Annotated in this window: 20 protein-coding genes and 1 pseudogene; 3 read left to right on the plus strand and 18 right to left on the minus strand. The window is 43.8% G+C overall.

Translation table 11 applies throughout. The features are described 5' to 3' along the window. Positions 1 to 31: 31 nt before the first annotated feature. Positions 32 to 1,090, minus strand: a pseudogene (locus ACZ43M_RS23385) (tetratricopeptide repeat-containing glycosyltransferase family 2 protein); the annotation flags it as partial. Positions 1,091 to 1,133: 43 nt separating this feature from the next. Next, positions 1,134 to 1,361 carry a hypothetical protein gene (locus ACZ43M_RS23390; protein ID WP_464504906.1) on the minus strand — a complete coding sequence of 76 codons (228 nt, stop codon included), beginning with the start codon at positions 1,359 to 1,361 and terminating at the stop codon, positions 1,134 to 1,136. Between the two features lie 260 nt (positions 1,362 to 1,621). On the opposite strand from ACZ43M_RS23390, the gene ACZ43M_RS23395 reads away from it, so the two are divergent. The 3 genes from ACZ43M_RS23395 to ACZ43M_RS23405 are packed head-to-tail and all read left to right on the plus strand — an operon-like array spanning position 1,622 to position 4,739. After that, entirely contained in the window at positions 1,622 to 2,887 is a 1,266-nt protein-coding gene (locus ACZ43M_RS23395; RefSeq protein ID WP_464504907.1) for a nucleotide sugar dehydrogenase, read from the plus strand. Then, positions 2,884 to 3,855 (plus strand): NAD-dependent epimerase/dehydratase family protein, encoded by a 972-nt coding sequence (locus tag ACZ43M_RS23400; RefSeq protein WP_464504908.1) that lies wholly within the window; start codon positions 2,884 to 2,886, stop codon positions 3,853 to 3,855. The genes ACZ43M_RS23395 and ACZ43M_RS23400 overlap by 4 nt, the downstream gene beginning before the upstream one ends. Positions 3,856 to 3,872: 17 nt before the next feature. After that, complete coding sequence (locus tag ACZ43M_RS23405; RefSeq protein ID WP_464504909.1) at positions 3,873 to 4,739, plus strand: alpha/beta hydrolase; 867 nt, start codon at positions 3,873 to 3,875, stop codon at positions 4,737 to 4,739. 169 nt (positions 4,740 to 4,908) lie between these two features. Here the strand turns inward: ACZ43M_RS23405 and ACZ43M_RS23410 are convergent, their stop codons facing one another. The 16 genes from ACZ43M_RS23410 to ACZ43M_RS23485 all read right to left on the minus strand — a co-directional run bounded on the left by ACZ43M_RS23410 (position 4,909) and on the right by ACZ43M_RS23485 (position 20,015). After that, positions 4,909 to 5,166, minus strand: coding sequence for an HPr family phosphocarrier protein (locus tag ACZ43M_RS23410; protein ID WP_464504910.1), 258 nt, complete (start codon positions 5,164 to 5,166; stop codon positions 4,909 to 4,911). Positions 5,167 to 5,244: 78 nt separating this feature from the next. Beyond that, positions 5,245 to 6,192, minus strand: coding sequence for a DNA-binding protein WhiA (gene whiA / locus ACZ43M_RS23415; RefSeq protein WP_464504911.1), 948 nt, complete (start codon positions 6,190 to 6,192; stop codon positions 5,245 to 5,247). Positions 6,193 to 6,251: 59 nt separating this feature from the next. After that, positions 6,252 to 7,235 carry a gluconeogenesis factor YvcK family protein gene (locus ACZ43M_RS23420; protein WP_464504912.1) on the minus strand — a complete coding sequence of 328 codons (984 nt, stop codon included), beginning with the start codon at positions 7,233 to 7,235 and terminating at the stop codon, positions 6,252 to 6,254. Further along, positions 7,232 to 8,128 carry an RNase adapter RapZ gene (gene rapZ / locus ACZ43M_RS23425; RefSeq protein ID WP_464504913.1) on the minus strand — a complete coding sequence of 299 codons (897 nt, stop codon included), beginning with the start codon at positions 8,126 to 8,128 and terminating at the stop codon, positions 7,232 to 7,234. The genes ACZ43M_RS23420 and rapZ overlap by 4 nt, the downstream gene beginning before the upstream one ends. 22 nt (positions 8,129 to 8,150) lie before the next feature. After that, the gene (locus ACZ43M_RS23430; RefSeq protein ID WP_464504914.1) at positions 8,151 to 8,609 is read right to left on the minus strand and encodes an NUDIX hydrolase; all 459 of its coding nucleotides are present in this window, start codon (positions 8,607 to 8,609) and stop codon (positions 8,151 to 8,153) included. A 456-nt stretch (positions 8,610 to 9,065) separates the two neighbouring features. Further along, complete coding sequence (gene trxB / locus ACZ43M_RS23435; RefSeq protein WP_464504915.1) at positions 9,066 to 10,016, minus strand: thioredoxin-disulfide reductase; 951 nt, start codon at positions 10,014 to 10,016, stop codon at positions 9,066 to 9,068. A gap of 246 nt (positions 10,017 to 10,262) precedes the next feature. Then, positions 10,263 to 11,753: a tetratricopeptide repeat protein gene (locus tag ACZ43M_RS23440; protein ID WP_464504916.1), complete on the minus strand. Its 1,491-nt coding sequence runs from the start codon at positions 11,751 to 11,753 to the stop codon at positions 10,263 to 10,265. Positions 11,754 to 12,203: 450 nt separating this feature from the next. Continuing rightward, positions 12,204 to 12,833 (minus strand): bifunctional phosphoribosyl-AMP cyclohydrolase/phosphoribosyl-ATP diphosphatase HisIE, encoded by a 630-nt coding sequence (gene hisIE, locus ACZ43M_RS23445; RefSeq protein ID WP_464504917.1) that lies wholly within the window; start codon positions 12,831 to 12,833, stop codon positions 12,204 to 12,206. Between the two features lie 15 nt (positions 12,834 to 12,848). After that, positions 12,849 to 13,610, minus strand: a complete 762-nt coding sequence (gene hisF, locus ACZ43M_RS23450) for an imidazole glycerol phosphate synthase subunit HisF (RefSeq protein ID WP_464504918.1) — start codon at positions 13,608 to 13,610, stop codon at positions 12,849 to 12,851. Positions 13,611 to 13,624: 14 nt separating this feature from the next. Then, on the minus strand, positions 13,625 to 14,344 hold the full coding sequence (gene hisA / locus ACZ43M_RS23455; protein WP_464504919.1) for a 1-(5-phosphoribosyl)-5-[(5-phosphoribosylamino)methylideneamino]imidazole-4-carboxamide isomerase: 720 nt from the start codon (positions 14,342 to 14,344) through the stop codon (positions 13,625 to 13,627). Next, on the minus strand, positions 14,341 to 14,967 hold the full coding sequence (hisH, locus tag ACZ43M_RS23460) for an imidazole glycerol phosphate synthase subunit HisH (RefSeq protein WP_464504920.1): 627 nt from the start codon (positions 14,965 to 14,967) through the stop codon (positions 14,341 to 14,343). Before hisH ends, hisA begins: the two co-directional genes overlap by 4 nt. A gap of 36 nt (positions 14,968 to 15,003) precedes the next feature. Then, a complete protein-coding gene (gene hisB / locus ACZ43M_RS23465) occupies positions 15,004 to 15,591 on the minus strand; it encodes an imidazoleglycerol-phosphate dehydratase HisB (RefSeq protein WP_464504921.1) in 588 nt (195 codons plus the stop codon). A 369-nt stretch (positions 15,592 to 15,960) separates the two neighbouring features. Continuing rightward, positions 15,961 to 17,238 carry a histidinol dehydrogenase gene (hisD, locus tag ACZ43M_RS23470; RefSeq protein ID WP_464504922.1) on the minus strand — a complete coding sequence of 426 codons (1,278 nt, stop codon included), beginning with the start codon at positions 17,236 to 17,238 and terminating at the stop codon, positions 15,961 to 15,963. Position 17,239: 1 nt separating this feature from the next. Next, positions 17,240 to 17,878, minus strand: coding sequence for an ATP phosphoribosyltransferase (hisG, locus tag ACZ43M_RS23475; RefSeq protein ID WP_464504923.1), 639 nt, complete (start codon positions 17,876 to 17,878; stop codon positions 17,240 to 17,242). After that, the gene (locus tag ACZ43M_RS23480; RefSeq protein ID WP_464504924.1) at positions 17,875 to 19,044 is read right to left on the minus strand and encodes an ATP phosphoribosyltransferase regulatory subunit; all 1,170 of its coding nucleotides are present in this window, start codon (positions 19,042 to 19,044) and stop codon (positions 17,875 to 17,877) included. Before ACZ43M_RS23480 ends, hisG begins: the two co-directional genes overlap by 4 nt. Positions 19,045 to 19,478: 434 nt before the next feature. Continuing rightward, positions 19,479 to 20,015, minus strand: coding sequence for an acyltransferase (locus ACZ43M_RS23485; protein WP_464504925.1), 537 nt, complete (start codon positions 20,013 to 20,015; stop codon positions 19,479 to 19,481). Between the last annotated feature and the right edge of the window lies 1 nt (position 20,016).

Genomic DNA, 20,016 nt, shown 5'->3' on the forward strand with positions numbered 1-20,016 from the left:
CCTCATTTTCAATAAGTTGATTTCTCCTGCGCACAGCTTCTAAATACTGTCTATTTTTCACAATACTTGGATGGTCAGGCAAATAGCGTGCAGCTTCCTCATTATGGTTAAACGCAAGTTCCCATTCTCCCAACTGAGAATAACAAGTATACAGCATCAAGTGTGGCAGCCATGTCCAGCAAGCATGGTTTACTCTGCCCCAATCAACAGGTTTTTCTAGGCTTATTGCAAGTTTATACCAGAATATCGCTTGAAAGGGGCTATTATTTTTTAGAAAAAAATAACCCAACCTGCAGCAAAAGTCAGCTCTAGGTGTGTCATATTCAAATGAACGAAGAACATACATGACTTCATTTTCCTTGTCACCTAATTGGTGATAACAATCTGATAAATTAGCACAGGCCGAAATATAATCTTCCACCCATCCCTTTTTTGTTGATAAAAACTGTTTATAATACTTGATCGCCTGTGGATACATTTGATGGTCAAATAATTCATTGGCGTAATAAAATAAATCCCGGGGAGAAAATTCTTGTTTTCTCTCCCGGAGCTTTTCATATATTCTAAGATTCCGGTCTGCATCATGACGGATACTAAAATGGGTGATGGAGATATCACTATTTATGATGTTTCCGCCTACTTCAAGATACTCATGAACAGCTCCAATCCATTTGAAATTATTTTCCCTTTTAACCAGACGATTTCTCCTTAAACTTGAAAGTACATTTCCATAGTCATCCAACTCAAGGTTATAATGCATCGAGACTGAATCTACTTGCTGGTCCAATTGACTTTTGAGGGTGAGAAACTTCTTTCTATCTTCCTCCAACAATACATCATCGGCATCTAGCCAAAAAATATATTCCTTTGTTGCTTGAGCAAATGAGAAATTACGAGCGGCTGCAAAATCATCAATCCACTCGAAATCATAAATCATATTCGTATACTTACTCGCAATTTCTTTCGTCTGATCCGATGACCCGGTGTCTACAATAATGATTTCATCAACCAGATCTTTAACAGAATCTAAACATCTGCCGATCGTATCTTCTTCATTTTTTACAATCATCGCTAGGCTTACTGTAATCAACTTCTTACATACCGTCCCTTCATATGAAATATATAAGCAGAAATCATTTATCCTTTTTTTTCTTTTTTGATCCTGTTCTGATATCTATTTCATAATTTTCTTCTGAAAGATTTCTAGTATTAATTTCATATTGTGAGTTGGTAGATCCATCCCCATATGAACCTGTTCCACCGTTTGCCAGATTAATGTTTATTACCACATCAACCTCCATATTTTGCTTACACTTACAACAATCCTGCTTACATTTTGAACATTTCTTATTTGTTGACATCCTAAAAATTACCCCTTCCTTATCATTATGTTTGTTATTATATGCCCTCAAGAAAAAGAGGATTGGACCATAAAGAACCCATTTCACCAATAAATGGGTTCTTTATTTATACACCTTGTCTGCTGTTTTCATATCCTGTTAAATATCTGGTACTGCTGAATGAAGGGACATTTTTTTTCGAAATTCCCCTTAAATTCAAAAAGATACAGTTCCAGAGGAAGAAAAAAATGTTCACACCTAAGGAAGAAAGGAAGAACAAAATGACAGGTAAACATGAAAAGGTGGTTGTAATCGGATTAGGCTATGTTGGGCTTCCTCTCGCAATCCATTTTGCCGAGTGCGGATTTTCTGTACTAGGGATCGATAAAGATGAGAGGAAAATTGCCAGCTTATTGACTGGAAACAGTTATATTCCCGATGTCCCCAGTCTCCTTTTGCAGGATACAATATCAAAAGGGCAATTTAGGGCATCTCTTCCTGAGAAATCACTCACCGAATTTCGTAATGCATCCTATTGTATTGTCACTGTACCAACACCTCTTGACGAAAATGATGAACCCGATTTGGATGCCATCAAGTCTGCTGCTGTCTTTATTCAAAAAAATTTACCGCAGGGATTAACGATTATATTTGAAAGTTCCTCTTATCCAGGAACACTAGAGGAAGTAATTTTGCCAATCCTAGAACAATCAGGAAAAAAAGTGGGACAAGATTTCTTCCTAGGCTACTCGCCTGAAAGAATTGATCCAAGTAATCGCAATTTTTCTCTCCAATCCATTCCAAAAGTTGTTAGCGGTCAAACAACGGAATGTAAAAATAGAGTGATCTCCTTATATCAACATTGTTTTGATAAAGTCGTGCCTGTAAGTTCACCGAGAATAGCTGAAATGTGCAAACTATTCGAGAATATCCAACGTTTCGTCAACATTTCTCTGGTAAATGAAGTTTTCCAATTATGCAGGGAGCTGAATATCGATTTTTACGAGGCACTACAAGCAGCTGCCACAAAACCATTCGGCTTCACTCCTTATTGGCCGGGTCCAGGAATTGGCGGGCACTGTATTCCTGTTGACCCCCTCTATTTCCAATGGAAGGTAAACCAGCACGGATTAAATAGCAGCTTGATTGAATCAGCCCAAAATGTAAATAAACAGATGCCGTTAAACATTGTGAAGCAGGTACAAGAAATGGCAACGGGAAAAGATAGCATAGTTCTGCTTATTGGTATGGCGTATAAAAAGGATGTAAACGACCTCCGCGAATCACCTTCACTAGATATTTTTAACCAATTAATCAATGAAGGATTTGATGTAAGATATCATGACCCATACTTCTCATCCATTTCAGTTCAGGGCATAACCCATCATTCTGTTGAACTAACTAAGGATGAAATTCAACAAACCGATGTGGTTGTGATCTTAACGGATCATAGTACGATTCACTGGGAATTAATCCAGGAATTTGGGAAGTCAATTATTGATACGAGAGGGATCCTCCGCTCGCTCAGAAAGAAGGATGGAATATGAGTCATCAAACAATTCGTTGCCTTATCACAGGGGGAGCCGGGTTTATCGGATCCCATTTAGCGGAAGAACTTTCAAGACGGGGATGTAAAGTTACAATAATTGATAATTTATACAACGGAAATCAACCCTATCATCAGAAATTATTCCAAAACATTGCATATTTAAAATTAAGTGTCTTAGATAAGGAAATGATTGATATTTTAGTAGCAAACCATGATGTTGTCTTTCATTTAGCTGCTATTTTAGGAGTTAAAAATACAATGGATAAAGCCCTAGAGTTAATGGAAACAAATATTGACGGAACAAGAAATATCTTACGGTCTGCCAATAAATATGGTAAGAGGGTTGTTTTTGCCTCTACATCGGAAGTATACGGAAAAGGATCTCCACCTTTTTCGGAAAAGGACGACAGACTGTATGGCTCCACCGATAGGCTTCGATGGAGCTATGCTGTAAGTAAAACATTAGAAGAAACACTTTGTCTTGGATATGGAATGCAAGGATTAGCTGTTTCTGTTGTTCGTTATTTCAATATTTATGGACCACGCGCAAAAGAAGGCCCGTATGCAGGAGTTATTCCCCGTTTTATCAGTGCCGCCTTAAAAGGTGAACCACTCCAAGTATATGGGGACGGAACCCAAACAAGATGTTTTACTTACGTGACTGATGCGGTTGAGGCAACAATCAGAGCAATGGACGAGAAATGTAATAATCAAATTATTAATATTGGCTCCCAAAATGAAATGAATATCTTAAATCTAGCCATTTTAATTAAGAATTTGACCAACTCCAGCTCTCCTATTATTCATGTTCCATTCGAAGATGTCTTCCCCATTGGCTTTGAAGAAATCCCTAATCGGTTCCCTGATATAGATAAAATGAAAATGCTATTAAACTTTGAACCAACTATTTCATTTACTGATGGCTTAACTGAAACCATTCAATGGTTTAAAGAAAATCTTGATTAGAAAGGATGTGGAAAAGTTTGTTAAGTTCCTTTCCAAATAAGGTCATTCCATACGATGAATTGAAGGACTTTGAAATCCCCTTCAACCAGCCATTTATCCTAACTGTTAATTGGGATGGTATAAAATTCGAATTCTTAATTAAGATGAAACAGGATGCTTCAGGTTTACTGATTTTAGGATCCGGTGCTGGCACGATTACAAATGAAGCTAGAGTATTCACCCCCTACTTTCAAAGACATTCTTGGATCGATGACTTTGATGATTCGGTGATTTATTACAATGATCCAACTCTATATTTTGATGAGAAACTTCCTTTAGGCTGGGGCCAAGGAACGATTGAAAGATTCTTCTTAAAAGATATTGCTGACATTCTCGGACAACTAATCGAAAAAACACAAATCCCTAAAAAGAATGTTATATTTTACGGGTCATCGGGCGGGGGATTTATGTCCTTCTATTTAGCTGGGTATGTAAAAGGGACCATCGCACTTGTAAACAGTCCGCAAACCTCACTGCTAAAATGGCTTAAAGTACCAGTAAAGCAGGTTTTTGAATATTCCTACCCTAATATGTCTGAAGAGGAAATTGTCAGTTTATTCCCAGAACGGATAAACGTCATTGACTTTTTCAAAAAAATAAAGTATGTTCCAAAAATATATTATTTACAAAATGCTTATTGTGAGTTGGATATGCTTCATCACGTTATACCCTTTATTGAAGGACTTCAAAAAGTCGGCCATGATTGTACAGTAAGTAAGGTGATATTTGATTTTTATTATATTGTCCGGCCAGGTCCGGCAATACTGCCTTCTATTGGAGGTCATGGAGCATTAGGAAAAAAGGAAACAATCGAATATGTAAAGAAAATAAAGAGTATTTTTTAAAGAATAGCTTATCAAAAGGAAAAGCTCGGGCTTCCTTGTCCAGGCTCCCGAGCTGATGTATACTTCCTTAGAGAAAGGTCATTCTATCCAACTAAGGTTATTCATTCTTTAACTAAACTATACTTTCTAGATTAAAAAAGTGCTTTCCAAAAACAGCCGAACCCCTCCATTAATGTTCTTTTTCTATAAACTGCGCAAGCTCAGTAATTGCCCTCTCTTCGTCATCGCCATCCGCGATAATGTTGATAACCACACCAGAGCCAACCGCCAGGCTCATTAAGCCCATGATGCTTTTGGCGTTGACCTTTTTGCCGTCCTTTTCCAGAAAAATATCGGCGGAGAAGCGATTTGCTTCCTGCACGAATAGTGCCGCTGGGCGGGCTTGCAGGCCTGTTTTTAATTTGACTTCCACTTGTTTCTCCAACATGACCAAAATTCCTCCTCTAATGTTTCTTTCTTCTATATTTATTTTTCTAAAATAACATAATCACATTTCCAAAAAAAATTATGTCTTTGGTACTTCTCCGGCCCGCAGCTTTTCGGCAATTTCATCAATTTTCCGCAGCCGGTGGTTAATACCTGATTTGCTGATAGTACCACCTGATACCATTTCTCCCAACTCTTTCAGTGTTACCTCGGTGTAATTCATGCGAAGTTCGGCGATTTCCCGTAACTTTTCAGGCAGAATCTGCAGACCGACTGTTCGGTCAATGAAACGGATATTCTCGACCTGCCGCAGTGAAGCCCCAATGGTTTTATTCAGATTGGCGGTTTCACAGTTTACCAGACGGTTGACCGAGTTACGCATATCGCGGACGATTCGCACATCCTCGAAACGGAGCAGTGAGTTGTGGGCCCCGACAATATTTAAAAACTCGGTTATTTTCTCTGCCTCTTTTAAGTAGGTAATATAGCCTTTTTTCCGCTCCAGCGTTTTGCTGTTGAGCCCAAATGTATTCATTAATTCACATAAAGAATCATTATGCTCCTTATAAAGTGAAGCAATTTCCAAATGATAGGAAGATGTTTCCGGGTTATTGACCGACCCTCCGGCTAGAAATGCACCGCGCAGGTAAGAACGCTTACAACACTTCTTTTTAATAAGATCCGGTGAAATATCATGGATAATGGTGAAACCTTCCCCGATAATTTTCGTGTCCTCGAGAATTTCTCTTGCCCTCTCCGCTAGCCGGACAATATAAACATTGTTCTTTTTCAAGCGCATTTTTTTCCGGACGAGCAATTCGACCTGCACCTGATAATTCCTCTTCAATAGGGTATAAATTCTTCTGGCAATCGCTGCATTTTCGGTTTGAATATCGACAACCATTTTTCGATTAGAAAAGGAAAGGGAACCATTCATGCGGATCATTGCCGACAGTTCGGCAATGCTGCAGCAAGGTTTCACTTCTAGGTTCGTTAATTCCTTTTTCGTTTCCGAAGCGAAAGACATTCCCTCACCTCCAACTGAAACACAAACACTTTTTCACAAAAATAATACAATCACATTATTTACGCTTCATAACGCTTTTTGGTTTCAGAAATTAATAAATTATATAAAATTTTTGCGACTTTTTTTGGATCATGCCGGAGCGCACCATTTTCAAGGTTGGCAATATCAGCGTGAACGACCTCAAGTCCAAGGTCGGAAAGCTGCGGCAAATCATAGGCAACCGGATTGGCCAGTTCCTCTTTATATCGAAGCTGAACATCAGGCGGAACTTCTTCATTATTCACTAGTATCGTGTTAATAAACGCACAGCTCATATGGTCATAAAGGGCCCTCACATGGTCGCTGGCCGTATAGCCATGTGTTTCACCGGCCTGAGTCATCAAGTTGCATATATACACCTTTTTGGCATGTGATCGGCACACCTCATCTCCAAGTCTTGGAACAAGAAGATTGGGCAAAATGCTGGTGTATAGGCTGCCTGGGCCTAGTATAATCAAGTCCGCCTGGCGAATCGCTTGTATCGTTTCAGGCAGCGGCCGGATATTTTTTGGTGTCATAAAGACTTTTTTAATTTTCTTCCCGGAATAGGGAATTTTCGATTCTCCGGAAACAATCGCACCGTCCTCCATTTCTGCATGGAGCACAACACTCTGATTTGCGGCAGGCAGGACTCTCCCACGAACATTTAAAACCTTGCTCATTTCCTGGATGGCATGAACAAAATTACCGGTAATCGAGGTCATCGCCGCCAAAATCAGATTACCGAGCGAATGGCCAGAAAGCTCATTTGATGTTTTAAACCGGTGCTGGAACATTTCCTCTACAAGCGGTTCAACATCCGATAATGCTGCTAGCACATTGCGGACATCGCCAGGAGGAGGGATGTGGAGGTCCTCGCGGATTCTGCCTGAACTGCCGCCATCATCGGCTACGGTTACAATCGCGGTGATATCTACTGGATACTGCTTTAAACCCCGCAGCAGCACCGGCAGCCCCGTCCCCCCGCCAATGACAACGATTCTAGGCTGTCCATTATAACTCATGTTGTCTGTTCCTTTCTCCTCTCAATGTCACGGTGTGAAACGACGGTTTTATAATCATTTTGGAAGTATCGTCCGATGTATTCGGCTAGGGCAACAGAACGATGCTGCCCGCCGGTACATCCGATAGCAATAACCAGCTGCGCTTTGCCCTCCCGTTTATAGTGCGGCATCATGAAGCTGAGCAAGTCTGTTACTTTTTCCAAAAACTTATTTGTTTCGTTCCATTTTAAAACATAGCTGGAGACCTCTTCATCCAACCCTGTTTTCGGACGCATGTGCTCGATATAATGTGGATTTGGCAGGAATCGCACGTCAAAAACCAAATCTGCATCGATTGGGATTCCATGTTTAAAGCCAAATGACATGACATTGACGGTAAAGATTGATTGTTTATTCGCAGTAAACTCCGATACTATCTTCTCACGTAATTCCCGTGGTTTCATCTGGGAAGTGTTGTAAATTACTTGTGCTCTGCCTTTTAATTCCTCTAGAAGCTCCCGCTCCAGCTTAATTCCCTCAAGCGGAGACGCGGACTTAGCCAGTGGATGAGAACGTCTTGTTTCCTTGTAGCGGCGCACAAGTGTCGCATCATCCGCATCGAGGAACAATATTTGCGGCGTGACCCAGGAGGTTTCCGCCAGATTGTCATCCAATGCTTTAAAGAGATGATCAAAAAACTCCCTGCCTCGAAGGTCCATGACTAGGGCAACTTTATTCATTTTATTCCCTGATTCCTTCATAAGTTCGAGGAACTTTGGTAATAAAGTAGGAGGCAAATTATCGACACAGAAGAATCCTAAATCTTCAAAGCTTTGAATTGCCACTGTTTTTCCTGCGCCGGACATTCCGGTAATAATGACCATCTGGATATCACTTGTCGAACCGGTACTCATTTCTATTCCCCCTATTCATTCATTAACCTGGATCTAATCGATAACTGATGAGCTGAAAGTCCTTGGTGTATGTAAAAGTACCGTAAATCATTCCTTTTCCATGAATCATATAATCAAGAATATGAAGGTCGCCAGCAGCCATTGGCAGACCTTTGATTTGGTCAACCGGATGCCATTCGAGCTTCCCCTCGTCGGATTCCTCAAGGTCGATACCGTCCGAATCCTTTGCCACAAACGTGAACATCATCCACTCTGAAAGGAGCTGGTCCCCTTCCTTCATAATGATTGTAAAAATTCCTTTTAACTGTGGGTTCTTTAAGTATACGCCTGTTTCTTCCCGGTATTCCCTGATACAGGAATCGCGTACCGATTCACCCGGCTCCATTTTCCCGCCTGGCGCGACCCACCAGCCACGCCGCGGTTTCTGCAGCAACAATACCTTATTATCTCTAATCAACACACAATTGGTGACCCGCTGCACAACAATTCACCCTCTTTATAAATAAGCAGTACTAACGCCAAATATCCTGCAATAACAAACTAATTCATTCATACCATTATACTATAATTTCGAACACCGCCACAACGAATACAAATTTGATAATTCTGTTAATTATTTGTTAACAGTGGTTATGTTGGTATTGGTGTCATGCACCATTCGATGGTTTGCCACTGTGGTAAGGTACGTATTGGTGTCAGGAACCTTTATATGACTATACACGATGCTAAAGGTAATTTCACGATTTCCTAGTGTAGAACACACAAAAAAAAGGCACAGGCTGCTGGGCCTGTGCGGGAAAAGGTATATATTTTTAAAGGGGGTCAATTTATATAATCATACAATATCTTTGTTTCACTACTGTTACAGTTGGGTGAAAAACGGGTTACTTTTTTCACTTTTTTCTTTACAAAATTTACATTCCAACGTTTCTGTAGATTATTGTTTTAGTTTTAGTTCTTCCTTTAGTTCTTCTACGTAGTGTTGCACGCTGCGTGCAGCAATACTCCCGTCGCCTGTTGCTGTTACAATCTGGCGAAGCGATTTTTCGCGGATATCACCAGCTGCAAAAATCCCCTTAACCTTAGTTTCCATCTCTTCATTTGTTTCAATATAGCCATTTTCATTGGTGATGCCAAGGCTCTCGAACGGTTTCGATAACGGTACCATTCCGATGTAAATGAACACACCATCAGCAGGCAGTGTTTGTTCCGAATCGTCGACTGTTGACACCAATGTGACGCTGCCCACTTTGCCATCTTTGTCATTGATGGACTTAATTGTGTGGTTCCAGATGAAATCCACTTTTTCATTGGCAAAGGCACGGTCCTGAAGAATTTTTTGAGCACGAAGCTGGTCGCGGCGATGCACAATGGTTACTTTTGATGCAAAACGAGTTAAGTAAACGCCCTCTTCGACAGCAGAGTCTCCACCGCCAATTACATAAAGCTCTTTCCCTTTGAAGAACGCCCCATCACAAACGGCACAATAGGATACCCCGCGGCCGCCAAGCTCTTTCTCGCCCGGTACGCCGACCTTCTTGTACTCGGCACCAGTTGTAATAATCACGGAATAAGCTTTATATTGTTTCGACCCGGCATTAACCACCTTGTAATCCCCATGGTCAACAATTTCCTTAATGTCACCGTAAGCATATTCAGCACCGAACTTTTTCGCATGCTCAAACATTTTCGTCGACAAATCCGGGCCCAAGATACTTTCAAACCCTGGATAGTTTTCAACGTCTTCAGTATTAGCCATTTGTCCGCCAGGCATGCCGCGCTCAATCATGAGTGTGGATAGGTTGGCACGTGATGTATATACAGCAGCTGTCATTCCTGCAGGACCAGCCCCGGCAATAATGACATCATAAATTTTTTCTTCTGTCATGGTATATTTCACTCCCTATTCTAAAAGCGGAAGCGCCTTGACCAGCCCCGACAAGCATAAGACGAGCCGGCGAGAAGGCTGTTTTTTAGCCTTCTTGACGGATTGGCGCATGACCTCGAGGGGCTAGGCGCTGCAGCTAGTTATATAAAAAAACGATTAAGTCTAGTATTCCCGACTTAATCGTATTAAACATTCATAATTTAGTCCAAAAATCTGCTCAGATTAGGCGGCTGTGGGCATTAGACATTAGTCTAGCAGCTGATTTACCTGTTTCACATATTTCCCAATCGTTGCGGAGGAAACCCCGTAGCGGTTGGCCAACTCTTGTTGAGACACTTTTTCACTGCGCAGACGGTGCCAAACATATTCAACCGCTGCTGCCCAGGCGCGTTTGTTTTTTAGGAGAATATTGTTCTTGGCTGCCTCAACAAACACCGAGAACCACATCAAATACAAGCCAGCCTCCACGGCGCCAATCGGCTGATAATTTTCATAGAAAATCTCAGCAACCTCTTGAGCATCAGCAGTCCGGGACGGTTTCCCCGACCTGATCAGCGAAATATATTCCTTTTCCAGCTTGGTTAACTTCTGATTTTGGAACAGACGCTTTGACGTCATAATCTCGTCTTTTCTGCTCGAAACCGATGTCAGGAATAAGGCAAATAGCCTCTCCTCCACATAGTCACTTTCGAGCTTTTGAAAAATCGACCTTGCAAGATCCTCAAAACCGTCGCCTGGCTTATCCACGTTCCACGGCTCATGCCCTTCCTTATCTGGATTAAGTTCAAGTACCTTTTTCCAAATTGACTGGGAAAAGGTTTCTCTCCCCGTGAAATACGCTGCGTATGAAAGCCAGTAATAGAACGGCCCATCGCCATCAAACCCGGCTTTATATAATTTTTTCAGCCATAAGTAAGCATGGTCATATTCGCCGACCAACGCGAACGAAGTTCCCAGTTTGAACTGGTGCTCACTTAGAAGCGGCTGCACTTTTTTCAGTTTTTCACGCATCTCGGCAACAAACTTGTAACGCCCTTGATAATGGGCAAATACCAGTTGGTTGCAGAGTGCATGCAGATTTCCAGGATTCAGCCTCAGTACATCATCCAAAATAGCTTCTGCCTTTTCCGCTTTGCCAAGGTAAAAATAGGCGAGCGCCAAGTTATTGTACGCGGACCAGTATTCCGGATATTCCTGGACAACTTCTTTCAGCAGCTCAATCGCTTTTTGGAAGTAGCCGGATTCAAGCAGCTCACGGGCCTGTTCCTGCTTCACGATCAAATCATCTTGATGATAAAATTCTTCCTCCAAATCATCATATTCAAGTGCCAGAATCTCGAGCAATTCCTCGGCATCTTCGGAGAAATCACCATCTGGATCATGTTCCAAATACAGTTTCACATGATGATAAGCATCTTTAAAAAATCCCAAATGGGCATAATTATTTGCTAAAAAATAGTGGCATTCTACCATTTCGTGATCAAGATCTTCAAGGATGAGATGCAAGAGTCGGTTGGAATGTTCAAACTCGCCAAGTTCCGTTGACACTATCGCCAACTGGCAGGCAATCATCGGTTCACCCGGCTCAAGCTGTAACGCCCGTCCCAGATATTTTTTTGCTTTTAAAAAATCACGTCGATGGTATGCCTTTATTCCTTTCTTGAAATAATATTCCCCCGTCGGGACAAATGTGACAATATTCCCTTTTTGCATTCTTGCTTTAGCGTCCTTCACCATGAAGTCCTCCATCTTCCTTTGATAACTTATGTAGTATAACATAATTTGAGCCCGTACGAGAAGGGATTGACTTTAGTGGGTGGGTAGGAATTTTTTGGAGAGGGGTTTGGGGTGATGCGTTAATGGAGTGTGACCAGAAATTTTTATATTTGACCAGAATAATTGAAAAAGTGACCAGAATCATCATGATTTTGACCAGAAAAATCCTAAAAGCGGCCAGAATCTTCGCAAAAACGACCAGAAAATGAAATTGGTGGTGGTACAACAAAAATATATCTACAAAAATTTGCAGGATATCTACAAATTTTCACTACATATCTACAATTTTGAGCGGATATCTACAAAATTTAGCAACATATCTGCAATTCTGAGCGGATATCTACAAATTTAGCAATATATCTGCAATTCGGAGCGAACCTCTACAATGCTACATAAAAACCGGCCCCAAAATCAGGACCGGCCTTTGTGTCTTTCTTCTAAAGTTAGCAATACTTCTTTGAATGGAAGACCTTGTTCAACCAACAGAACTTGAAGGTGGTACAGCAAATCTGCGGCTTCCCACTTTAATTCTTCGTGGTCGCGATTTTTTGCAGCAATGATGACCTCGGCAGCCTCCTCACCGACTTTTTTCAAAATCTTATCGACACCTTTTTCAAAAAGATAAGTCGTATAGGCGCCTTCCGGCCGTTCCACCTCGCGCTGCAAGATTACTTTTTCAAGAGATTGCAGGATTTGATAATCTGCCAGACTTGATTTCCGCTCGGAAACAGCCTCACCGGAAAAGCAACTAACCGCTCCTGTATGGCAGGCTGGGCCTTTAGGCTGCACTTGGACAAGCAGCGCATCCTGGTCACAATCGTATTTGATACCCACGACTGTTTGGGTGTTTCCACTCGTCGCTCCTTTATGCCACAACTCCTGGCGTGAGCGGCTGAAAAACCAGGTTTCACCACTTTCCAGCGTCTTTGCCAGCGATTCTTTGTTCATGTAGGCTAGTGTTAAGACTTCCAATGTCTCGGCGTCCTGAATGATCGCTGGGATAAGACCCTTTTCATCAAAGCGTATTTCTTCTATATTCATTGTCCATACTCCCTTTCAGCGAACCAATATTCCTTTTTCGTGCAAATAAATTTTGACTTCATGAACGGATGTTTCTTTATAATGAAAAATTGAGGCAGCCAACGCGGCATCGGCTTTTCCTTCAGTAAAGGCTTCGGCAAAGTGTCCGGCATTTCCTGCCCCACCAGAGGCGATCACAGGAATCGTCACGGCTTCACTAACCGCTTTTGTCAGACTGAGGTCAAAGCCATTTTTCTCGCCGTCGCTGTCCATGCTAGTTAGTAAAATTTCACCGGCGCCAAGTTCCATCGCCTCCCGCGCCCAGTCAATGACCTTTTTATCAACCGGTGTTCGCCCGCCATGGGTGTAAACGCGCCACGTGCCTAGCTCGGCATCAAACTTGGCATCGATGGCCACGACAATGCACTGGGAGCCAAAGTAGTTTGCCCCTTCTTTAATAAGTTCCGGGTTATTGACTGCAGCCGTGTTTAGCGACACTTTATCCGCACCGGCACGAAGGATTTTTTTCATGTCATCAAGCGAATTGATGCCGCCGCCAACCGTGAACGGAATCGCCAGCTCTGAGGCAACCGCTTTGACAACTTCAACCATCGTTTTCCTGCCCTCAACCGATGCTGAAATATCAAGGAATACGAGTTCGTCTGCCCCCTGCTCATCGTAAAACCGTGCCAATTCCACTGGGTCACCGGCATCACGAAGCTGGACAAATTGTATCCCCTTGACTACCCGCCCGTCTTTAACGTCAAGACAGGGGATGATTCGTTTTGTTAATGTCAAAAAAATCCCCTCCCTTAAACCAGTAATGCTTCTTTTAAAGTAAATCGCTTTTCATAAAGTGCCTTGCCGACAATCGCCCCGCCGATACCTTTGGCGTCTGTGAGTGCCTTTAAATCATCCAGGCTGCTCACTCCGCCTGAAGCGATGACATTTTTCCCGGTGATTGCTGCAAGCTCACTGACAGCGGCAATGTTTGGTCCGGAAAGCATGCCGTCTGTGGCAATATCAGTAAAAATGAACGTTTCTGCCCCAGTGTCCGCAAAACGTTTACCAAGTTCAACCGCTTTGACACTTGATGTATCGAGCCAACCGTGGGTAGCGACATAGCCATTTTTCGCGTCGATTCCGACTGCAATCTTTGCGCCGTATTTTTTGATCATGTCGATGGCGAATTCCGGGTTTGACACCGCAATGCTGCCAATAATCACACGGTCTACATCATTTTCAAGATAATGGGCGATATCCTGCTCGGTGCGAATCCCGCCGCCGATTTGAACTTTTACATTATGTAGCTGTTGCGCGGCTTGAATTACGTACATGTCGTTAACCCGTCTTCCGTCCTTGGCGCCATCAAGGTCAACCATATGAATCCACTGTGAACCGTCTGCCGCGAAGCTTTGAGCCATATCAAAAGGAGAATCGCCATAGATGGTTTCCTTGTCATAATCGCCTTGGAGAAGGCGGACGCATTTTCCGCCCCGCATATCAATGGCTGGATAGATTATGAAGCTCATCGAACCGCCTTCCTTTCCGCTGTCATTTTTAAAAAGTTATTGAGTAAAGCCATCCCCAGTTTACCGCTTTTTTCAGGATGAAATTGCATCCCGAAAATATTACCCCGGCCAACAACAGCGGCTACCTGCGCGTTATAATCCGTTTTTGCCAGCAGCACTTCTGAAGACTCGGCATCGACGAAATAGGAATGGACAAAATAGACATAATCCTCTTCAAGATTCTCCAGAAGCGGCGAGCTTTGGACGAATTGCAGGCGATTCCAGCCCATATGTGGCACCTTGTAGGAATTGCCGTCTTTCGTTTGCCCTGGGAATCTGCGGACACTCCCTGGCAGAAGGGCTAGACCCTCGGTTAGGCCGTTCTCCTCACTATTTTCAAACAACAGCTGCATGCCCAGACAAATGCCTAGAAGTGGCCTGCCACTGGCCGCAAACTCTTTAATCGTGTCTTTTGGCAGCAGCTCCATGGCATCGCGGAAGGCGCCAACTCCCGGCACGATTAACGCATCTGCCGCGAGCAGCTCCTGGCTATCAGCGGAAATAAAATAATCTGCACCAAGCCGTTCCAGTGCTTTACTCACACTAAACAAATTCCCCATGCCGTAATCAACAATACCGATCATTGTTAACATCCTTTCTTTACTGTCACAACCCGAGGTTTAAAGCATTCCCTTCGTTGATGGGACGCCTTTAATTCGTGGATCAATGGTGGTAGCTTCGTCGAGCGCCCTCGCTAGTGCTTTGAATACTGCTTCAATCATGTGGTGCGTATTTTTTCCGTAATGGACGATGACATGAAGGTTCATTCGAGCCTCTAGCGCCAGCTTCCAAAGGAATTCATGGACGAGTTCGGTATCGAAGGTTCCAACTTTTTGCCCCGGGAATTCGGCACGCATTTCAAGGTGTGGTCGATTGCTGAGGTCAACAACAACTTGGGCGAGTGACTCATCCATCGGCACAAACGCATTCCCGTAACGCTTAATTCCCCGTTTGTCGCCGAGCGCCTCACGAAGTGCCTGCCCGAGACAAATGCCGATATCCTCTGTCGTATGGTGGTCATCAACTTCAATGTCACCCTTGGCATCAACAGTTAAATTAAATTGCCCATGCTTTGTAAATAAATCAAGCATATGGGTTAAGAATGGCACACCCGTTTCAAGGTTAGAGCGCCCCTCCCCATCCACATCAAGTACTAGTTTAATATTTGTTTCATTGGTTTTCCGATCAACACTTGCAATTCGTTCCATTAGAGTCACCTCTTTTTTAAATATTGGCTTTCATTATTGATTTTCGTGTAGGTATGAGAATTCATAGGCGGAGAATTTCCGTCTAATTTATAAAGAGGAGCTTTAGAAGCAGATATAAGCGGAGAAATTCCGTTTAACTGCTCTAAATTAGACAAAATCCTAAGATTTGCATAATATAAGCGGAAAAACTTCCTCTATTTTTAAGGAAATAAGAGTATTTCCCAATTTAAACGGAATTTTTCCGTTTATTGTATATTTCTTTTATTTCTCAGTTAAATCAACATTCAGCTATGACAGAGCATAAAAATTAAGACTGTTTTTATAATATTTCTGGGATGAAATTCAATATTTCCGCGAAACTGAAAAATGTTACTTCCGGTCGTTTTCAAGTCGGATTTCAACTGCCCGGGCGTGGGCTTCCAACCCTTCTTTCCGGGCGAATTCTGCAATTTTCGTACCGTTTTCCTTCAAAGCCTTCTCACTGTATATAATCACGCTTGATTTTTTTTGAAAATCATCCACATTCAGCGGGCTGGAGAAACGGGCCGTTCCGTTAGTGGGCAGCACGTGGTTCGGACCAGCAAAATAGTCACCGACAGGCTCGGAACTGTAGCGGCCGATAAAAATCGCTCCGGCATGACGGATTTTTCCAAGCAATTCGATGGCATTTGCCGTTATAATCTCAAGGTGCTCTGGCGCCAGCTGATTCACCGTTTCCACTGCTTCCTCAATGTCCGATACCAGATAAATCGCCCCGTAATCAGCGATCGAGCGAGCGGCAATTTCCCGACGCGGAAGCAATGCCAATTGGCGTTCCACCTCTGCCGCCACAGCTTCAGCCAACGCAGAAGATGGTGTCACCAACACACTGCAGGCCCGTGGGTCATGCTCAGCCTGCGACAACAGGTCAGCTGCTACTTCATCGGCATGTGCGGTGTCGTCTGCCAAAATTGCGATCTCGCTCGGGCCGGCAATCATGTCAATATCAACATCACCGAACACCTCGCGTTTGGCAAGGGCGACATAGATATTTCCGGGACCGGTAATTTTATCGACAGAACCAATTGATTCCGTTCCGTAGGCTAACGCCGCAATGGCCTGGGCGCCGCCAACTTTGTAAATTTCCTCGACGCCTGCTTCCTTGGCGGCAACCAGCACAGCAGCCGGAAGTTCTCCATCGGTGCCGGGAGGAGAGACCATGACAATTCGCTCCACTCCAGCCACCTTTGCAGGGATCACGTTCATCAACACGGATGACGGATAGGCCGCTGTGCCCCCGGGTACGTATACCCCTACCGAATCAAGCGGGGTAATTTTTTGACCTAGAATCGTGCCGTTCTCTTCCGTTGTCATCCATGATGGGCGGAGCTGCTTTTCATGATAGGTGCGGATATTCTGAGCAGCCTCTCGAACGATCGCTATAAATTGTTCATCCATTTGCTCATAGGCCTCGGCGATTTCTTTTTCGGTAATCGAAAAAGAAGAAAGTGAAACGCCGTCGAATTTCTCTGTAAACTCCCGTAGTGCAGCGTCACCTCGCCCCCGCACATCGGCGATAATACTTTTCACAGCAGCCTGCTGCTCAGAGGTGCCGGCTTCAATCGAGCGTTTTATCGAAATCTGTTCATTTACTTTTACTATTTTCATTTCAAATTTCCTCCGTAGAGACTACTTCATGCAGCCTGGCAACCAGGTCGTCAATCGGGGCATCCTTCATTCGATAGCTGACAGGATTGACAATCAAACGGGACGTGACGTCAACGATTCTTTCGTATTCGACTAGCCCATTTTCCATTAACGTCCGTCCGGTGGAGACGATGTCAACAATCCGGTCAGACAGGCCGATTAATGGCGCCAACTCAATTGAACCATTCAGCTTGATGATTTCGACCTGCTCCCCTTGCTCGCGAAAATAAGCTTCCGCGACATTCGGATATTTGGTCGCCACTCTTGGTGCGACGTCGTTCATTTTCGTATCCGGCATGCCAGCAACAGCCAAATAGCAGGCGCTGATTTTTAAATCAAGCAGCTCATAAACATCGCGTTCCTCTTCTAGCAGCACATCTTTGCCGGCAATTCCGACATCAGCGACGCCGTGCTCAACATAGGTGGCCACATCCATCGGTTTGGCAAGAATAAATCGCAGCCCTTCTTGGGGAACATCGATAATCAATTTCCGTGAGTCATCAAATTCCGCAGGCAGCTTGTAGCCCGCTTTCCGCAGCAGCTCAGCCGCTTCTTCAAAAATCCGGCCCTTTGGCATCGCTATCGTTAATACGTTATTCATTGGCCAGCACCCCCGATTAAAAAGGTTGTCTCGGCAAACTTTTTCGTGAAGGCATCGGGATTTTTCACGCCAGTAATATCCTGCAGAACTGCCTGCTTGCCTTCCTCATGCAGTTTTTCCGCAAGCTGAAAAGCTTCTCTGCGCCGTTCCTGGCTGTAAAAAATACAGTGTGGTGATGGTTCTGTTGTCCTGCCGCCAAGTGCCTCAAGCAGCATATCTGTCCGGACCGCGAACCCAGTTGCTGTGGCACTTTTTCCAAACTTCTCAAGCAAGCTGTAGCGGCCGCCGTTGCCAATTGGAAAACCAACATTTCCTGCATAAACCTCGAAGAGAATTCCAGTGTAGTAACTCATATGGCTGACGATGGAAAAATCAAATTTCACATACTCCTCAACACCATAATCCTTGATAACCTGCCAAAGTTCCTGGACCTCTAAAATTGCCTGCTTGCCTTTGTCGTTTTCGATAATTTCGAGGGCCTGGCCAATCACCTCTTCGCCGCCCCTTAGCTGCAGGAGCTTTAGCAGCCTTTGCTTATCGATGGATGAAAGGTTGAGAGATTGAACGTTCTCGCGGTAACCAACGTAATTTTTTTCATATAAAAACTTCCTTAGTGCTGTCGCCCGTCCGTTCGTCCCGAGTATTTGCATAAATAATTCCTGGGCGAACCCGACATGACCTACCGACACTTGAAATTGCTTCAGTCCTGCTTTCTTTAATGAAGAAATCAATAGGGCAATGACTTCACCGTCACATGAAATCGTCGCGTCGTTTATGTATTCGACACCGATTTGCTCAAACTCTGCCGGCCGCCCCCCCTCGCGCTGCTGAGCTCGGTAGACGTTAGCCGAGTAAGCCAGTCTGACGGGCAGGTCTTCGTTTAATAATTTGGAGGCAGCAACCCGGGCGATCGGGGTTGTCATTTCTGGCCGTAATACGAGCGTGTGCCCTTCTTTATCAAGCAATTTAAAAAGCTGGGCATCGCCAATGGCTGAAGCGGCGCCAACTGTTTCATAGTATTCAAGAGTCGGGGTTTCGATAAATTGGTAGCCCCAAAGCTTCATCGTCTCCGCTATGGATGAGCGGACACGATGCTTCTTTTCGAGCAGTTCCGGGAGTGTATCCCGCATTCCCAAAGGCTTTTCAAACATAAATAAGCGGCTCATTGTGCTCATTCCTTTTCGTTTCGCTTTAGTCTGCTAATATGTTAGAGAATTAAAGTTAATTATTAGTAGTTTACCGCTTGAGGGAGGTTTCGTCAATGAAAAAAGTTTGCGGGATGGGGGGCTGAATTGATTATTCGCCAGAAAATAGCCTCTATTTCGCCGGAGTTCTATTACATTTCGGTAAACTTGTTAAATATTTCGCCGAACTAATCCAGTATTTCGCGAAAAGCAGGCTACATTTCGCCAAACTAATCCGGTATTTCGCGAAAAGCAGGCTGCATTTCGCCGAATTCTGATAAGATTTCGCCAAATCTGGTTTGACACCCCCGTAGCTTATCCAGATTCCCCCTATTTAATAGCGTCTTTGCAAAACTACCCTCCCGAATCTTGTCCAAACAACAAAAACCCGGTCACATCCAGGGACCGGGTTATAACTACGTATTCTTTTTTCCATAAATCGGGTCATCGGCCCAGCGTTCGGCAAGCTGTTCCTTTGTATACACCATCACCATCGGGTTGCCGCCGACAAAGCTGCCGGCTGGGACATCCTTATGTACCAATGTTCCAGCGGATACAATCGCACCGTCCCCAATTGTCACACCTGGCATAATCGTTGAGTTGGCGCCGATCATGACATCATTGCCAATCACGACGTCGCCAAGGCGATATTCCTTAATCAGGTATTCGTGCGCAAGAATGGTCGTGTTGAACCCAATGACACTGTTAGAGCCGACGCTGATTTTTTCCGGAAACATAATATCGGGTATGACCATCAAAGCGAAAGCCGTCTGCTCACCGACTTTCATCCGGAGAAACGTGCGGTACAGCCAATTTTTTACACCCAGAAACGGCGTATAACGGGCAATCTGAATGACCACAAAGTTTTTGGCAACCTTCCAAAACGACACGGTTTTGTATATTTGCCACAGCGAATTTGCCCCTTGTACAGGGTAGCGGGTCGTGTTCCTCATT

Source organism: Neobacillus sp. B24, assembly GCF_055381825.1.

Excerpts from the sequence above, each read along its gene's own strand:
- ACZ43M_RS23485 (WP_464504925.1), bottom strand. The coding sequence starts at position 20,015 with ATGAGGAACACGACCCGCTACCCTGTACAAGGGGCAAATTCGCTGTGG.
- hisH (WP_464504920.1), bottom strand. The coding sequence starts at position 14,967 with ATGATCGGTATTGTTGATTACGGCATGGGGAATTTGTTTAGTGTGAGT.
- ACZ43M_RS23395 (WP_464504907.1), top strand. The coding sequence starts at position 1,622 with ATGACAGGTAAACATGAAAAGGTGGTTGTAATCGGATTAGGCTATGTT.
- whiA (WP_464504911.1), bottom strand. The coding sequence starts at position 6,192 with ATGTCTTTCGCTTCGGAAACGAAAAAGGAATTAACGAACCTAGAAGTG.
- ACZ43M_RS23480 (WP_464504924.1), bottom strand. The coding sequence starts at position 19,044 with ATGAGCCGCTTATTTATGTTTGAAAAGCCTTTGGGAATGCGGGATACA.
- ACZ43M_RS23390 (WP_464504906.1), bottom strand. The coding sequence starts at position 1,361 with ATGTCAACAAATAAGAAATGTTCAAAATGTAAGCAGGATTGTTGTAAG.
- hisA (WP_464504919.1), bottom strand. The coding sequence starts at position 14,344 with ATGAGCTTCATAATCTATCCAGCCATTGATATGCGGGGCGGAAAATGC.
- ACZ43M_RS23410 (WP_464504910.1), bottom strand. The coding sequence starts at position 5,166 with ATGTTGGAGAAACAAGTGGAAGTCAAATTAAAAACAGGCCTGCAAGCC.
- hisIE (WP_464504917.1), bottom strand. The coding sequence starts at position 12,833 with ATGAATATAGAAGAAATACGCTTTGATGAAAAGGGTCTTATCCCAGCG.
- hisD (WP_464504922.1), bottom strand. The coding sequence starts at position 17,238 with ATGAAAATAGTAAAAGTAAATGAACAGATTTCGATAAAACGCTCGATT.
- hisG (WP_464504923.1), bottom strand. The coding sequence starts at position 17,878 with ATGAATAACGTATTAACGATAGCGATGCCAAAGGGCCGGATTTTTGAA.
- trxB (WP_464504915.1), bottom strand. The coding sequence starts at position 10,016 with ATGACAGAAGAAAAAATTTATGATGTCATTATTGCCGGGGCTGGTCCT.
- ACZ43M_RS23440 (WP_464504916.1), bottom strand. The coding sequence starts at position 11,753 with ATGGTGAAGGACGCTAAAGCAAGAATGCAAAAAGGGAATATTGTCACA.
- hisB (WP_464504921.1), bottom strand. The coding sequence starts at position 15,591 with ATGGAACGAATTGCAAGTGTTGATCGGAAAACCAATGAAACAAATATT.
- rapZ (WP_464504913.1), bottom strand. The coding sequence starts at position 8,128 with ATGAGTACCGGTTCGACAAGTGATATCCAGATGGTCATTATTACCGGA.
- ACZ43M_RS23420 (WP_464504912.1), bottom strand. The coding sequence starts at position 7,235 with ATGAGTTATAATGGACAGCCTAGAATCGTTGTCATTGGCGGGGGGACG.
- ACZ43M_RS23400 (WP_464504908.1), top strand. The coding sequence starts at position 2,884 with ATGAGTCATCAAACAATTCGTTGCCTTATCACAGGGGGAGCCGGGTTT.